At 64.1% G+C, this 12,974-nt stretch carries 18 protein-coding genes and 1 pseudogene; 11 read left to right on the top strand and 8 right to left on the bottom strand.

Going from position 1 to position 12,974, the window contains the following annotated elements; translation table 11 throughout:
• The first annotated feature begins 252 nt into the window (after window positions 1–252).
• From EJ074_RS06445 to EJ074_RS06430, 4 genes are all read left to right on the top strand, one after another.
• Entirely contained in the window at window positions 253–858 is a 606-nt protein-coding gene (locus EJ074_RS06445; RefSeq protein ID WP_095808954.1) for a cupin, read from the top strand.
• Entirely contained in the window at window positions 855–1,466 is a 612-nt protein-coding gene (locus EJ074_RS06440; protein WP_165349874.1) for a dihydrofolate reductase family protein, read from the top strand. Before EJ074_RS06445 ends, EJ074_RS06440 begins: the two co-directional genes overlap by 4 nt.
• A gap of 617 nt (window positions 1,467–2,083) precedes the next feature.
• The gene (locus EJ074_RS06435) at window positions 2,084–3,682 is read left to right on the top strand and encodes an alpha/beta hydrolase (protein ID WP_129552844.1); all 1,599 of its coding nucleotides are present in this window, start codon (window positions 2,084–2,086) and stop codon (window positions 3,680–3,682) included.
• Between the two features lie 30 nt (window positions 3,683–3,712).
• Window positions 3,713–4,042, top strand: a complete 330-nt coding sequence (locus EJ074_RS06430) for a hypothetical protein (protein WP_129552843.1) — start codon at window positions 3,713–3,715, stop codon at window positions 4,040–4,042.
• Window positions 4,043–4,148: 106 nt separating this feature from the next.
• Here the strand turns inward: EJ074_RS06430 and EJ074_RS06425 are convergent, their stop codons facing one another.
• Complete coding sequence (locus EJ074_RS06425; protein WP_095808882.1) at window positions 4,149–4,505, bottom strand: hypothetical protein; 357 nt, start codon at window positions 4,503–4,505, stop codon at window positions 4,149–4,151.
• A gap of 248 nt (window positions 4,506–4,753) precedes the next feature.
• Here EJ074_RS06425 and EJ074_RS06420 point away from each other — a divergent pair, with 248 nt between their 5' ends.
• From EJ074_RS06420 to EJ074_RS29875, 3 genes are all read left to right on the top strand, one after another.
• Window positions 4,754–5,050, top strand: a complete 297-nt coding sequence (locus EJ074_RS06420) for a hypothetical protein (RefSeq protein ID WP_095808883.1) — start codon at window positions 4,754–4,756, stop codon at window positions 5,048–5,050.
• Window positions 4,998–6,500, top strand: coding sequence for a winged helix-turn-helix domain-containing protein (locus EJ074_RS06415; RefSeq protein WP_095808884.1), 1,503 nt, complete (start codon window positions 4,998–5,000; stop codon window positions 6,498–6,500). Before EJ074_RS06420 ends, EJ074_RS06415 begins: the two co-directional genes overlap by 53 nt.
• A 62-nt stretch (window positions 6,501–6,562) precedes the next feature.
• Window positions 6,563–6,796 carry an RNA-binding protein gene (locus EJ074_RS29875; protein WP_176478471.1) on the top strand — a complete coding sequence of 78 codons (234 nt, stop codon included), beginning with the start codon at window positions 6,563–6,565 and terminating at the stop codon, window positions 6,794–6,796.
• Between the two features lie 56 nt (window positions 6,797–6,852).
• On the opposite strand, the gene EJ074_RS06405 is transcribed toward EJ074_RS29875, so the two are convergent.
• Window positions 6,853–7,416 (bottom strand): DNA-3-methyladenine glycosylase, encoded by a 564-nt coding sequence (locus EJ074_RS06405; RefSeq protein WP_095808885.1) that lies wholly within the window; start codon window positions 7,414–7,416, stop codon window positions 6,853–6,855.
• Window positions 7,406–8,023: a TetR/AcrR family transcriptional regulator gene (locus tag EJ074_RS06400; RefSeq protein WP_165349873.1), complete on the bottom strand. Its 618-nt coding sequence runs from the start codon at window positions 8,021–8,023 to the stop codon at window positions 7,406–7,408. The genes EJ074_RS06405 and EJ074_RS06400 overlap by 11 nt, the downstream gene beginning before the upstream one ends.
• 146 nt (window positions 8,024–8,169) lie before the next feature.
• Here EJ074_RS06400 and EJ074_RS06395 point away from each other — a divergent pair, with 146 nt between their 5' ends.
• On the top strand, window positions 8,170–8,622 hold the full coding sequence (locus EJ074_RS06395) for a hypothetical protein (protein WP_095808887.1): 453 nt from the start codon (window positions 8,170–8,172) through the stop codon (window positions 8,620–8,622).
• A gap of 66 nt (window positions 8,623–8,688) precedes the next feature.
• Here EJ074_RS06395 and EJ074_RS06390 read toward each other — a convergent pair whose 3' ends face one another.
• The 3 genes from EJ074_RS06390 to EJ074_RS06380 form a co-directional block, all read right to left on the bottom strand.
• Window positions 8,689–10,032: a chloride channel protein gene (locus EJ074_RS06390; protein ID WP_129552842.1), complete on the bottom strand. Its 1,344-nt coding sequence runs from the start codon at window positions 10,030–10,032 to the stop codon at window positions 8,689–8,691.
• 186 nt (window positions 10,033–10,218) lie between these two features.
• The gene (locus tag EJ074_RS06385; protein WP_095808889.1) at window positions 10,219–10,518 is read right to left on the bottom strand and encodes a hypothetical protein; all 300 of its coding nucleotides are present in this window, start codon (window positions 10,516–10,518) and stop codon (window positions 10,219–10,221) included.
• Between the two features lie 147 nt (window positions 10,519–10,665).
• Window positions 10,666–10,923: a hypothetical protein gene (locus tag EJ074_RS06380; protein ID WP_245420644.1), complete on the bottom strand. Its 258-nt coding sequence runs from the start codon at window positions 10,921–10,923 to the stop codon at window positions 10,666–10,668.
• Between EJ074_RS06380 and EJ074_RS30115 the strand changes: the two are divergent.
• A pseudogene (locus EJ074_RS30115) lies at window positions 10,913–11,256 on the top strand (SAM-dependent methyltransferase); the annotation flags it as partial. The gene EJ074_RS06380 and the pseudogene EJ074_RS30115 sit on opposite strands and share 11 nt — an antisense overlap.
• A gap of 40 nt (window positions 11,257–11,296) precedes the next feature.
• Window positions 11,297–11,596 carry a DUF718 domain-containing protein gene (locus EJ074_RS06370; protein WP_129552841.1) on the top strand — a complete coding sequence of 100 codons (300 nt, stop codon included), beginning with the start codon at window positions 11,297–11,299 and terminating at the stop codon, window positions 11,594–11,596.
• 256 nt (window positions 11,597–11,852) lie between these two features.
• Here the strand turns inward: EJ074_RS06370 and EJ074_RS30560 are convergent, their stop codons facing one another.
• Entirely contained in the window at window positions 11,853–11,975 is a 123-nt protein-coding gene (locus EJ074_RS30560; RefSeq protein WP_281033653.1) for a hypothetical protein, read from the bottom strand.
• A gap of 243 nt (window positions 11,976–12,218) precedes the next feature.
• On the opposite strand from EJ074_RS30560, the gene EJ074_RS30110 reads away from it, so the two are divergent.
• On the top strand, window positions 12,219–12,596 hold the full coding sequence (locus tag EJ074_RS30110; protein WP_165349872.1) for a response regulator: 378 nt from the start codon (window positions 12,219–12,221) through the stop codon (window positions 12,594–12,596).
• Between the two features lie 24 nt (window positions 12,597–12,620).
• On the opposite strand, the gene EJ074_RS06360 is transcribed toward EJ074_RS30110, so the two are convergent.
• The gene (locus EJ074_RS06360; protein WP_129552840.1) at window positions 12,621–12,890 is read right to left on the bottom strand and encodes a hypothetical protein; all 270 of its coding nucleotides are present in this window, start codon (window positions 12,888–12,890) and stop codon (window positions 12,621–12,623) included.
• Window positions 12,891–12,974 lie beyond the last annotated feature (84 nt).

Raw genomic sequence — 12,974 nt, 5'->3', positions numbered from 1 at the left:
GCGCCGCAGTCGACGCCTGCGCAGGCCCTCAAGCCACTTGCAGCTTGCTCGTCACCGCGCCCTCATGCAAGCCGCCCGCGCGGTCACGGGCAGCATTCGGCCTGCCAATTGCCGGGTTGGAGTCTGAAGTTTCGATGCGCCATGGCTGCTCGCGACGCCATCTTCGGAACCACCGGCGCCGCCGCAGGTTGAATTCGATCTGCGGCCGATGGATGTTGGGCGGCCGCTCCATCGCTGTTGGAGGATCCGGCCTTGAGCATCGTCGAGAGGATGAAGAAGGCGGCGGAGAAGGTCACCGGCATCGCAAGGCCGGGCAAGGCGCGGCTCGACGGCTGCCTGCGCGAGCGCAAGGCGAACGCCTTTCGCTTCAAGGATGACGGCCTCGTGCCCAATCATCCCTCCTGGCCGCTGATCGTCTATCGCGGCGCCGTCAAGCTGCCGGACGGCCTCGATCCGGCGGCGGTCTTCGAGGAGCTTTTCGACGCCAATGGCTGGGGCGACAGCTGGCGCGACGGCATCTACGATTATGTCCATTATCATTCGCGCATCCACGAGGTGCTGGGCGTCGCGCGCGGAACCGCCAAGGTGCGCTTCGGCGGCGACAAGGGCCGGGCGCTGTCGCTGAAGGCCGGCGACGTGGCGATCCTGCCGGCCGGCACCGGGCATCAGCGGCTCTCGGCATCCGGCGACTTTTTCGTCGTCGGCGCCTATCCGCGCTCCGGCACCTATGACGAATGCACCAGGCCCGAGCAGCACGCCGAGGCGCTGCGAACGATCCCGAAAGTCGGCCGTCCGGCGAAGGATCCGGTCTATGGCGGCGATGGTCCACTGCTTGCCGCATGGAAGCGGGAGCGATGACCAGCATCGTGGCCATCGAGCATATGACACTCGACGGCGTGTATCAGGCTCCCGCGCGCGCCGACGAAGATACCCGCAACGGTTTCGCGCATGGCGGCTGGTCCAACGCCGGCAACGACGCGAGGATGCAGGAAGTCATCGGCCGCTACATGATCGGCGGATGGTCGCTGCTTGCCGGCAGGATCACCTATGAAGACCTTTATGAGGGCTGGGCCGTGAGGCAGCCCTCCAGCCCGATGACGCAGGCGCTCACCACCGTGCGGAAGTTCGTGGCCTCCCGCGATGCCGGCTATGAGCTTCGCTGGGACAATTCCACGCTGCTGGCCGGCGAAGCCGTGGAGACGGTGCGCCGGCTGAAGCAGAGCCACGACCGGCCGCTGATCCTGTTCGGCAGCGGCAGCCTGCTGCGCTCGCTGATGCGGGATGCGCTCGTCGAGGAAGTGGTGCTGATGATGCATCCGCTGATCCTGGGCGAGGGGCTCCGCCTTTTCGAGACCGGGTCTGCTCTGTCGAAGTTGAGATTGTCGAGCCAGGCCACGACCGAAACGGGCGTGGCGATCCTCACCTATGCCTGCGCGGCGACGCACGGGCCTGTCCTCATCAGTTGATCTTCCGTCGCCGGCGGCTATCCGCGTCTCGGCACCTGTGACGAATGCACCAGGCCCCAGCAGCATGCCGAAGCGCTGCGCACGATCCTGAATGTCGGCGGTCCGAAGAAGGACCGGGTCTATGGCCGCCGTGGCCCGCTGAGGACGCAAGGAAGCATCGTGGGCACTCGACTGATGCCAGGGCTCGCGGGACCGCTCGAACCGGGGTCACGTTTGTGGCTTCTGCACGACTCAAATCGAACCTGCGACTGCAATCCTGCTGCTTATTCGACTTGCCTCAAGACATGCATTAGAATACACTAATATTTCATAATCTTGGGATCACCAAGTGAGGGGCGAGAACAAGGCGTCAACAGCTTCCAGTATGCAGCCGTGATGGCAAGCGGCCGTGCCAAATGGCACTGATCGACAAAGCGCTCTCCAGAGCATGAGCGAACAGTCGGCATGCACCTGCAAAGCTTTCGCTGGTAAGCTCTGGCACCAGACGTGATGTTATTTCTGCGCCGCTTCGCACCCGGCTCGGGGCATGCGGCGAGCTGTGCGTAACAGCGCTGGTGGCTAAGCCTGTTCGGTAAGCGATCGATGATCGCAGGCCTCTCTTGATAGACGAGGGCCAGATGCCGACCTGTTTTTCACATCCGTATATCAAGCTGGACCGGTTTCTATTGCTCGCGATCTCCGCGGTTGCGCTTCTGCTTTGCGCGGGGGGCGGGAAATTGTATGCGGGGGAGTTCAAGAACACTCCCTGTTGGTTTGAGGTTCCGCCGGACCGCACAATGACGTGCGGCGTGCTCAGCGTGCCTGAAAACCGCAAGAAAAAGACCGGCAACCAGGTCACCCTGTCGGCAATCGTCTTCGAGCCGGAACGCGAGCGCCACGAGCCCATTGTGTTTCTCACGGGGGGGCCGGGTCAGCCCGCCGACATAAGCAACAGGGAAGACATTGACGGATGGTGGGAATTCATCGGTGCTCAAAGCTGGATGATTGGGCGCCGGGTTGTCGTTGTCGATCAGCGCGGGATTGGAAAGTCGGCTCCGACCCTGGACTGTTCGCAATATTTTGAGCCTGATCACTGGAACGCCATTCTGAAAAGCGTCGCGGCCGACAACAACTTTGGCAGCTTCCAGAAGAAAGAGCTTGTCGCGTGCAGGACCGCGTTGGTCGCCAAGGGGATCGATCTCGACGCCTACAATACTGAGGAAAACGCCGAGGATATCAATGATCTCCGCAACGCTCTCGGGATAGAAAAGTGGGTTCTGTATGGTATCTCTTACGGTACCAGACTCGCGCTTGAGGTGATGAATCAGCACCCTGAAGGCGTCTCCGCGAGCATATTGGATTCAGTTGTTCCGTTGGACATCAACTATCTAAGCGAGGACGGTCCAAATCTGGAGCGTTCGCTCAAATTGCTGGAGCGGGATTGCCAAAAAGAAAATAGCTGTATGAAAGACCTGTCAAAGGCCGTTCAGGTTATCGCCAGGCAATTGGATCGGCAGCCGCTACTTTTACGAAGTTCTGGCCAGGATGCCAAATACACATATGTGTCTGGCGCAGAGTTCTTGGATATCATTTTCGGCATGCTCTATGATCGCGATGCGATCCTGTCGCTGCCAGAGCTGATCGAGAGAACATATGAACAGGATTTCAGGCCTCTGGCCGATATATTGTTCGAGCCGGACGATCTGGAGATTTCCCAGGGAATGGATTTCTCCGTCACTTGTTCCGACAACAATATGCCTGATCTGAGCGACAAGAACGATCAATACTGGGCAAAATGGGTTCAATCGGACGACTATTCCTGGGCGTGCCCCGTTTGGGCTCTTGAGCACGGGGCAGCATCTCAGCCGCCGCCGCGCCGCACCGACATACCAACGCTTCTGTTGTCGGGCGAGTATGATCCGGCAACGCCAACCGTGTGGGCAAATCACGCGGCCCAAACGCTTCCTTTCGGGCAAGTGGTTGTTTTCCGCGGAATCGGACACGACGTCATAGATTCCGATCCATGCGGGTCGAAGGTGACCGCCGATTTCCTGGCAAATCCTCGGCGCAAGGTGACGACTGCATGCATCGCGCAGATGGAGGCTCCCAAGTTCGCGAACCCCGTTCAGAAAATGTGGTCGGGAGTGACGGCACAACATGCCTTGTCGGCAATGGCGTCCAAGCAGGTGAGATTGCCCTTCCGTTTCCGCCACCTCGGTTCTGTCTCGTCCGAATAAATGTCGCGAAAGTGGAGAGGAGATTGAACAATGTCTATGACACGTCGCGCATTGCTTTCCACGCTGAGTGCAAGTGTCATTTGCGTCGCCTTTGATGGCGTTGCGTCCGCGAAAGGTGGCGGAGGCGGCAAGGGCGCGGGCCGGGATGGCGCGCTGGATACGGGAACCGGAATTGTACCCAGTCCGGCCAACGCAACCAACCAGATGCAGGTAAGAAGTTTCAGGATTTTCGAAGGCAAGGCGTGTCGTCGTGACTACATGCGGTTTTGCCCCACGAAGCCGATAGGCAAATGCGACCTGGAAAGCAGGGTCGACCAATTGTCGCCTGACTGCAAAGACTTCGTCGCTAAGCATCGGTGAAAGCCACAGCATCTGGCTGGGACTATGATCCTGGCGATCCGATGCGGCTTGCCTGGAGGGCAAGAATTGCTTCAGCCTCGTCCTGAAGCTGGGCGGGTTGTGAAACTCACGGATATTTCGTCTGCTTCACCTCGTCCCGGCTGTCGCTCTCCAACGCCTTCGGCAGCGGCAGGCTGGAGCATTTCAGGTGCACCTCACGGGCGAACCGCTTTCGCTGCTGCCGCTCGTGCTCTTTCACGGCCGCTACCAGCCCCATGCTGTAGGGGCCGAGCATCACGCCGAAACCCCAGCCGGGGTGCTCTTTCTCGCGAGTCTCGTAGTTCGAGGCATCCATGCGGGCTTGCTGGCATTCCGGCGACGCCCATTTCGCGTCCTGCCGCGAAAGCGAGGCTTCGTAACTGACCGGAGAACTCGCGCATCCAGCCACCGCCGCGCTCAGCGCGACGACCATTGCAATTCTCATCCGCAAGCCTCTCCTAATTTTAGGCCGGAGAGAGCACAGAACGCCGCTGTTCACAAGGAGAGGGCCACGGCGGGAGAGCCGGCGGCTCAGTTTGCCGCAGCATGCGTCGCCGCGCGAGGCGGGGCTGAAAGGAACGCCGGGGCGCGTCACCTGCACCGTGCAACCTCCTGATTTCAGCAGAATTTCAGAACTTCGTCGGTACGGCGCGAGCAATGTCGGGCATGCTGCTCTGATATTCGGAGGCAGCCATGTTCGACGATCAAGCCCGCTACCGCGCACGCCAGGAACTCCTCGAGCTCGTCGCCGGCGGAATGGTCAGTCCCGGCTACGCGCCGCCCGGCGTGCTGACCGAAATGCTCGAGATCGCCGCCATGGAGCTGAAGGGTGACAGCGGCCGGCTGCAGCGGGCCAGTCCAACGGACATCTTGACCCCGGCGTGGAATGGTAGGCGAATAGGCGACTGGATGTTGCGCAAGGGCAGGTCGCTGGTCCATGGCGGAATCCGCTTCGCAGGGAGTTTTGCAACTTGGCGCCTGCCAGCTTGACCTGGAGCGCGGACTGCTGCTCAGGGACGGGGCAGCGGTTCCCCTGCGTTCAAAGGCGTTCAGCCTGCTTTCCTATCTGGCGCGGAACGACGGCAAGGTCGTCACCAAGTCCGACCTGATCTCAGCGGTCTGGGGCGGCATCGCCGTCACCGAGGATTCCCTCACGCAGGCCGTGCGCGACATCAGGAAGGCGCTCGACGACGGCGACCAGGCGATCCTGAAGGCCGTGCCCAAGCGCGGCTACCTGCTTTCGGCTCCCAGCCACAAGCAGCACTGCTCACAGCCGGTCGTGGCGGTGGTGCCGTTCGAGGACGGCCGCGCGCCCGGCGAGACGTCGGATGCCCTCAGCAGCGCCTTCGCGGAGGACGTCGCGGACAGGCTCGCCCGCTTCCACACGCTGACGATCCTCAACCGGGAAACGGCTCTCGCGGCGTTCCGGCAGGCGCAGGGCAGCGGTCCGGCCATCGCGCTGCGGCCGGACTTTTTCGTGCGCGGGACCGTCATCAGGGATGGCGGACAGCTCAGGATCAGCGCCAAGCTTGTCGACGCGCAGGCCGGAACGCTGATCTGGGGCGAGAGCTACACGGCGGCGGGGCCCGACCTGTTCGCCGTCCAGGATGACATCGCCCACCGTGTCGTGAACCGGCTGGTGTCGAACCTGGAGGCGGCCGCCTTGCGGCGCAGCGCCGGCAAGCCGACGCAGGACCTTGCGGCCTACGAACTGGTGACCCGAGCAATCGTGCGGTTCCGCGGCTATCGTCCCGACGACAATGCCGAGGCCCTGAAGCTGCTCAAGGCGGCGGTTTCACGCGACCCCGACTATGGGCTCGCCCATGCCTATATGGCACTGGTGGAGCTGGCGATAGCCGACTACGGAAGCGCGCCGGCGCATGTCATCGCAAGCTGCGTCGACCGTGCAGCGCTCGCCGTGACGCTGGCGCCGGACGAGCCCCGCTGCCACCGCATCCTGGCGCAAGCGCGGCTTGCCGCGCGCGACCACGAGGCGGCCGAGCACCACATGCGGCGCGCGCTCGACATCAATCCCAACGATGCCGACACGATGATGCAGCTCGGCCATGTCCTGTGCCTGCGAGGGCGGCCGCGCGAGGGGCTGGAGTTGATGGACAGGGCGATTGCCGCAAATCCTCTCCATGCCGATTGGTACCACTGCGATCGGGGCATCGCGCTCTATGCCGCCCACGACTATGCCGGCGCCGCAGCAACGGTACAGCGCCTGCCTTACGGGCCGCGGCGGTGGTCGATGCTTGCGGCCGCGCTGGCGCGCTCGGGCGACAGGGCCGGCGCGCGGGAATGTGTGATGCACATTCGCAGAACCGACCCCGGCTTTTCGCCGATAGAGCATTTGCAAAGCGGCATCGAATTCGAGAGGGCGCAGGACATAGAGCATCTCATCGAGGGCTTCGAACTCGCTGCCGCCCTGGCAGTATGATCTTCTTCGCGTCAAGCCCATGATGTGCGATAATTCGAAAGCCGCGTTTGAGGGCGGCGGCAATGTCATTGTCGCGCTACGGTGGTGTGTACGAGCCGGCCGATCTGGCTTTGCTCCAACGTGTGTTCAATCGGCTGTGCGAGGAACGCCGGCTGGCGCGAAAGGACCGGGAACAGCGCGAACAATTGGCTGGCGAAGTCATCCGCGCTTTCGATGACGGCACGACAAACGAAGCTGCCTTGTGGCGGGCCATCTCCAAGCGGCGGAAAGCGCGCCCGGATTTGTCGGATGTATGATCGCGGTCCTGGCCCCGGTCGCGCCGTGGCCTCGCGGCAATCGGCGGGCAGGCCGCTTAGAGCTTGCGGCTGAGATAGGGCGAGCCGCCGATGCCGAAGCGCCAGTCGGCCTCCACGCCTTTGCTGATCCCGATCCTGCGTCCGGTGAGGATCGCCGCCGCGTCGGTCTCCGAGCGGGCGAATTCGAAGGGCGGCGCGCTCAGCAGCAGGCCGTTATGCGAGCCGTCGACAGCGAGCGCCTGGCAGAGCTTGCCTGGACCCGAGCACAGCAGCCGGTCGTCATCGGTGCCCCGGTTCGCCCGCATCGCGGCCAAGCCGAATTCGGGCTGGATCGCGCGGATCAGCACCGCGCTGCCCGGCAGGCAAACGGCATTCAGGCACCAGTGGATTCCGTAGGAGCGGTAGACATAGGCGGTGCCGGGGGCGCCATACATCGCCGCGTTGCGGGGCGTGCGGCCGCGATAGCTGTGCGAGGCCGGATCGTCGGGACGGTAGGCCTCGGTTTCGACGATGATGCCGCCGACGCCGTCAAGCCCCAGCCGCGCGCCGATCAATGCGCGCGCCACCACGACGGCGTCGCGCGCGAAGAAATCGCGATGCGCTCCGTCCTTAGGCGGCATGGCGTTGACCGCTCGTCAGATAGGCCATGATCATCCTGCGGCACTGGTCCATCGCGCGCTCGCCTGAAACACTGACCGGGTGGCGCTCGATGGCGCGATGAATGACGTTTTCGAGCAGGATCTCGATCAGCGCCGCCGCATCGCCGAGATCGAGGTCGGGCGCAATCTCGTGCCGGTGGCGCGCAAGCTGCTCCTTGATGATCGCGGCGATCCGGCTGCCGACTTCCTGGACCTTTTCCGCGCGATAGCGCGGCGCCAGCTCGTTCAGCGCCCGGTACAGCTTCGGATCTTGCGGATGGGCGGCCATCGCCACCTCGATCATGGCCTCGACGGTTTCCGCCAGCGTGCCGTGCCCGCTCGCCTCCACCGTCTGGCTGAATGCCGCCGAGAATTTCTCGGCATGGTGGTCGACCAGCGCCGCCGCCAAGCCCTGCTTGTTGGGGAAATACTGGTAGAGCGAGCCGACGCTGACGCCGGCCCGCTCGGCAACCCTGGCGGTGGTCAGGCCCTCGAATCCGATATCGGTCAAAAGCTGAGCCGCGGCCTGGATAATCGCCTCCACGGTGGCCCTCGCACGCTCCTGCCGCGGAAATTTGCGTTGCGTCACATCCATTTAGCCAGTCGCGCCGCAGCGCGCTCCAAAAGCGAATACAAAATGTGACGAAACCGTCACATATTCACCCAAGCATTGCAAGCGGCCATCGGCATCTGGCCGAAACGGGTCACCGAGGCCGGCAAATCGGAGACAGCATCATGCTCTATACAAGCGTTCTCGATATCCACGCCTTCGCCATGATGGCAGCCGTCGTGCTGTTCCTGGCGGCCGAACTGCTGCTGTTCGCCGGCACCGGCGGCGATGCGAAGATGGCGCGCTTCGCGCTCGGTACCAGCCGCTCCGCCAATGTGGTCGCCATGATCGGCATGCTGGCCGGCATCGCGCTTCTCTATCTCGGCGGCTGGTCGCTGCTGACGCCCTGGCTGCTGCTCTCCTTCGCGCTGATCGCCGCCATGATGGTGGTCAACCGCCGCTTCGTGCGGCCCTGGCAAAAGAAGGTCCAGGCCGCCATCGCCGACGCCTCCCGCAGCGATCTCGGCGCGCTCGCCGGCGACCGCCGAGCGCTCGTCGGCCGCGTTGCCGTCATTGCGCTGTTCGCGCTCGTGGGCGCGCTGATGATGCTCAAGCCGGAACTGGCTCTGCTGGCATAGGAAGTCTCGCAGGTGCCGGTCCAGCCGGGGTCTGCAGCCCGGCAGCCGGCAGCGGCAGCTTCTCCGCTACGCCTCGACGCCCCGCGATCTCCGCCGCCGGATCCCTTCGGCGATGAACACTCGCGACAGCGCATGGTAGAGCGGCTCGTTGGAGATCAGCCGCGCCGTGCCGTAGCCAAGCACCGCCGCGCACATCAGTGCGATGACGTTGTCGTGGTTGCCGGTCATTTCCAGGATGATCACGAAGGCCGTCATCGGCGCCTGCACGACGCCGGCGAAATAGCCGGCCATGCCGAGCAGGGCGGCGGTGCCGGTGGCGGCGCCGAGCATCAGCCCGAGCGTGCTGCCGAGGCCCGCGCCGACGGCGAGCGACGGCGCGAAGATCCCGCCCGGGATGCCCGAGACCATGGAGAGCAGGCCGGCGGCGAATTTCGCGATGAAGAAGAATGGCGGCAGCGGCGCGCCCTCGATGGCGCCGCGCGCCTGCGCATAGCCGGTGCCGAAGGTGAGGCCCCCCGACGCGAGACCGACCATGGCCACCGCCAGGCCGCAAATACCCGCAACGACCAGCGTTCGCCACAGCGGCTGCAGCGCGTTCCAGCGCCGTATGCGCCGCGTCGCCTTCAGCGCCAGCAGCGAGAACAACGCGCCGACGCCGCCGCCGATGATGCCGCAGGCCAGCACCAGCGGCCATTCGCTGCCGAAGGCCACAGTGTCTCTGGCGACGCCGAAATAGGTGTAGTTGCCGAGCAGCCCCATCGAGGCGAGCCCGGCGAGGATCACCGCCGTCAGCACCAGCCCGTTGGTGCGCGCCTCATAGGCTCGGCCCATCTCCTCGATGGCGAACACGATGCCGGCAAGCGGCGTGTTGAAGGCGGCCGCTATGCCGGCCGCCGAACCTGCAAGGATCAGGCCGCGCGCCTGCGCGATGCCGCCCCAGCGCGCCGCCTGCAGCATCAGCGAGGCGCCGACCTGCACGGTCGGCCCCTCGCGGCCGATCGAGGCGCCGCTGAAGAGGCCGATGACGGTGAGCGCGATCTTGCCCACCACCAGACGCAGCGAAAGTATGTGGCTGCGGTCCTCCTCGTCGCGCAGATGGCGCGCGGCAATCGCCTGCGGAATGCCGCTGCCCTGCGATCCGGGAAAGAATGCGTAGGCGAGCCAGGCGCAGAGCACGAAGCCGAGCGGCGTCATGACAAGCGGCAGGTAGAAGCGCCAGCCGTCATGCGCCCCGACGAGCGCGTGGAACAGCGCCTGTGCCCAGTCGGCCAGAATCGCGAACAGCACGCTGATCAGACCGATCGAGATCGCGCCCGCCCAGAACACCAGCCGCGGCTGCCAGACGCGCCGTGAGGCCCACATCGCCCGCGAGCGCCGCAGCATTGGGTGTTTGCGCGATAAGCCTGCCATGTCGGGTTCCGTGATGATCGGCCCGGCCTAGCACACTCTTGCAGCCGATCAACCCCGCGCAGTCGCCGCGCAGTCAGGCCCAGAGGGGAAGGAACGCCGATCCAAGCCTCGAAAGCGGGGGCAGGTCGGACATCCCGCCGGCGGGAGGCGCCGGCGGGAAGGCTTCGCTCCGACGTCGAGGACGTTTCACATCGCCATTTTTTCACATTCGGCCTGCGCCTTCTTGGTCGACGTGTCGATCATGTAGGCTTTGCCTTTGGCGTCGGTCATCATCATCATGCAATGCTTGATCGGCTTGGCCGTTTTCATCATTTCGGCGCTGGTTTTGGCGTCCGGCATCATGGTGCCCATGTGCCCGTCGGGCATGATCGCCGTCACTTGCCCGCCCTTCATCATCGTCATCGTGCCCATCGTGTCCTCGGCGAATGCCTGCGAGGCGCAAAGGCCGACGGCGCCGGCGATGACAACTAGCTTGATCGAATGCATTCCGCATACTCCCATTTTTGAAGGGGCATGGTTGCCCCATTCGGGACTTCGGGGCGCATTCCGGTCCGTTACATGGACACGAAGATGTGATTGCCCGTGTCCTGCCTACCTGACAGCTTGGCCCGGCCAGGGCGGCGCGGCCGGGGGCTAGAGCGCCGCCCGGTTCGCGGCGTCCAGCGCCATCTGCCAGTCATTTTCCATCACCGCCTTGGCGAAGGCCGAGATGGCGGGGGAGGGCAGCCGGTCGGCGACCGGCACCAGCGACACCTCGCGCACGATCTCGGGGTCGACGACGAGCCGGTGGCAGACGCCGGGCTGGCTGGCCGAGAATTCGGCGATGAAGCAGGCGGGCGTCGCCGCCAACACGCGCTTCGAGGTGGCGCCAGCCAAGGCTTTCCCGGGCAAGTACGATCTCGTCGCCTTCTTCGATTGCCTGCATGACATGGGCGATCCGGCTGGTGCGGCCAAACACGTGCCTCAGGCGCTCAAGCCGGACGGCACCTCGAGCCCTTTGCCCATGACCAGCTTTCGGCTAATCTCAATCCGGTCGGCCGCATCTACTACGCCGCCTCGACCTTCGTCTGTACGCCGGCCTCGCTTTCCCAGGACGTAGGACTGGGGCTCGGCGCCCAGGCCGGCGAGGCGAGGCTGCGCAAGGTCGTGGCCAGCGGCGGTTTCACCCGCTTCCGCCGCGCCGCCGAGACGCAGTTCAACATGGTCCTCGAGGCCCGTCCGTAGGTAGGCCAAGCGGCATTTGGCAAATTGATGGGAGGAAGGCATGACCGCTTACAACGTCGTCCGGTTCCGCACCAAGCCGGGCAAGGAGCAGGCATTCATCGATGCCCACGAGAAGGTTGCCCTCGACGCCGCCGGCTTCCGCAAGGGCGCTCTCATCAAGACCGGCGAGCGGACCTTCTGCTTCGTCGGTGAATGGAACGACATGGACAACATCGTGGCGGCCCGGCCGCAGATGATCGGCCTGCTCGACACGTTCCGCGACATGCTGGAGGATCTCGGCGGCGGGCTCGGCGTCACCGATCCCGTCTCGGGCACGGTGGTCGCCGACGTCAAGACCTGAAGGGTGGCGCCCGCACGTCGCGGTGCGAGCCGGCGGCCGCAAGCCGGCGGCTGCGGGCGGGCGCGCGCCTTGATTGCAGTTTGCCGAAACCAACTCTGACCCGGCGGGGCCAGGCCGCGGATTGCGCGCGCCAATCAATGTGCCGCGACGGTCGCAGGAGCTGATCTGGCAACCCCGCATCGCGACGGCGATCCCGCCAGGACAGCGGGACCGCAGATTGCGTTCGCGCTTCGCATTTCGCCCGTTCCGTGCTTGACTACGGCACTTCTCCTGCCTTGAACAAGGTGTGGCGATTACCGGACTTGTCGACGCCGGCGACGAGCCCGACCTTGTCTGCCGTGAGGTGAATCCCGACTTCGAGCGCCGCCAGAGCGGGCAACTGGCTCTCGTTCGACTGGATCGAGACGGGCGCCCCCCAGCAGCCGGCCGACAGGCCCCGCCGGCACGGCTTCGGCACGGAACCGATCGAGGGCCGCACACCTTATGAGTTGAACGGCAAAGGCAAGCTGACGATCGGAGCCGATGGCGCTCGGTGCCATCTGGAGTTTCCGCTCAAGAACGGCGCCAGCATCCTGGAGACCGGAGCCCCCAGCCAGCAACCGTGTTCGGAGGAGCGCTCGACATGACCGGCGAACAGAATCTGAGCGGCCGCACCATTCTGGTGGTCGAGGACGAGTACTATCTTGCGACCGACACTGCGCGCGCACTTCAGGGGGCCGGCGCCGAAATCATCGGCCCGTGCCCGACCGAAGACGACGCGCAGGCCGAATTGCGCGAGCGGCGACCGGACGCAGCCATAATCGACATCAATCTCGGCCAGGGCGCCTCGTTCAACCTGCCCGAGACCTTGAGCGAGCAGGGCATCCCCTTCGTCTTCATCACCGGCTACGACCAGGACGTCATACCGCAGGCGTTCAGTCACATCGAGCGGCTGGAAAAACCGGTGCAACCGCGCCAGGTGGTCGGCGCGGTTGAAAGGCTGCTGGAGCGGATCGAGTAGCTGCCTCCCAACGCCGAATGAGGGTTAGCGATACCGCCGCAACGCCGGGGTTGTGATGGATGTCGTCTGAGCATTGTCGCCAGAAGCGATAGTTGTTTGTTTCGGTTCGCAGATGTAAGCGGTTGAGAGATACTTAAGGCCAACAGGAGGTCCGATAAATTCATATTGACGTTTCAGATATTTGCATTCGGATTCTGAACTCAACACCTTGGGAGGAAAGCCGTTTTCACGATTGCCGGCTACTACAGTGCCGTCAAGATTTAACAGAAGGGTAATTAAAAGGAACTGATCCATCGCTATCCCCTAATCTCCCTGACATGGTCGGGGCCGCGGAGTTTCGCGATGCGGGAATCCGCTTTTGCAGCCATTTGCGCTGCC

The organism is Mesorhizobium sp. M3A.F.Ca.ET.080.04.2.1 (genome assembly GCF_003952525.1).
Lineage (GTDB): Bacteria > Pseudomonadota > Alphaproteobacteria > Rhizobiales > Rhizobiaceae > Mesorhizobium.
This window is presented reverse-complemented; position numbering and strand designations above follow the sequence as displayed.

Coding starts and splice junctions, on each gene's coding strand:
- EJ074_RS06440 (WP_165349874.1), top strand. CDS start 855: ATGACCAGCATCGTGGCCATCGAGCATATGACACTCGACGGCGTGTAT.
- EJ074_RS06435 (WP_129552844.1), top strand. CDS start 2,084: ATGCCGACCTGTTTTTCACATCCGTATATCAAGCTGGACCGGTTTCTA.
- EJ074_RS06430 (WP_129552843.1), top strand. CDS start 3,713: ATGTCTATGACACGTCGCGCATTGCTTTCCACGCTGAGTGCAAGTGTC.
- EJ074_RS06425 (WP_095808882.1), bottom strand. CDS start 4,505: ATGAGAATTGCAATGGTCGTCGCGCTGAGCGCGGCGGTGGCTGGATGC.
- EJ074_RS06420 (WP_095808883.1), top strand. CDS start 4,754: ATGTTCGACGATCAAGCCCGCTACCGCGCACGCCAGGAACTCCTCGAG.
- EJ074_RS06415 (WP_095808884.1), top strand. CDS start 4,998: ATGGCGGAATCCGCTTCGCAGGGAGTTTTGCAACTTGGCGCCTGCCAG.
- EJ074_RS29875 (WP_176478471.1), top strand. CDS start 6,563: ATGTCATTGTCGCGCTACGGTGGTGTGTACGAGCCGGCCGATCTGGCT.
- EJ074_RS06405 (WP_095808885.1), bottom strand. CDS start 7,416: ATGCCGCCTAAGGACGGAGCGCATCGCGATTTCTTCGCGCGCGACGCC.
- EJ074_RS06395 (WP_095808887.1), top strand. CDS start 8,170: ATGCTCTATACAAGCGTTCTCGATATCCACGCCTTCGCCATGATGGCA.
- EJ074_RS06390 (WP_129552842.1), bottom strand. CDS start 10,032: ATGGCAGGCTTATCGCGCAAACACCCAATGCTGCGGCGCTCGCGGGCG.
- EJ074_RS06385 (WP_095808889.1), bottom strand. CDS start 10,518: ATGCATTCGATCAAGCTAGTTGTCATCGCCGGCGCCGTCGGCCTTTGC.
- EJ074_RS06370 (WP_129552841.1), top strand. CDS start 11,297: ATGACCGCTTACAACGTCGTCCGGTTCCGCACCAAGCCGGGCAAGGAG.
- EJ074_RS30110 (WP_165349872.1), top strand. CDS start 12,219: ATGACCGGCGAACAGAATCTGAGCGGCCGCACCATTCTGGTGGTCGAG.
- EJ074_RS06360 (WP_129552840.1), bottom strand. CDS start 12,890: ATGGATCAGTTCCTTTTAATTACCCTTCTGTTAAATCTTGACGGCACT.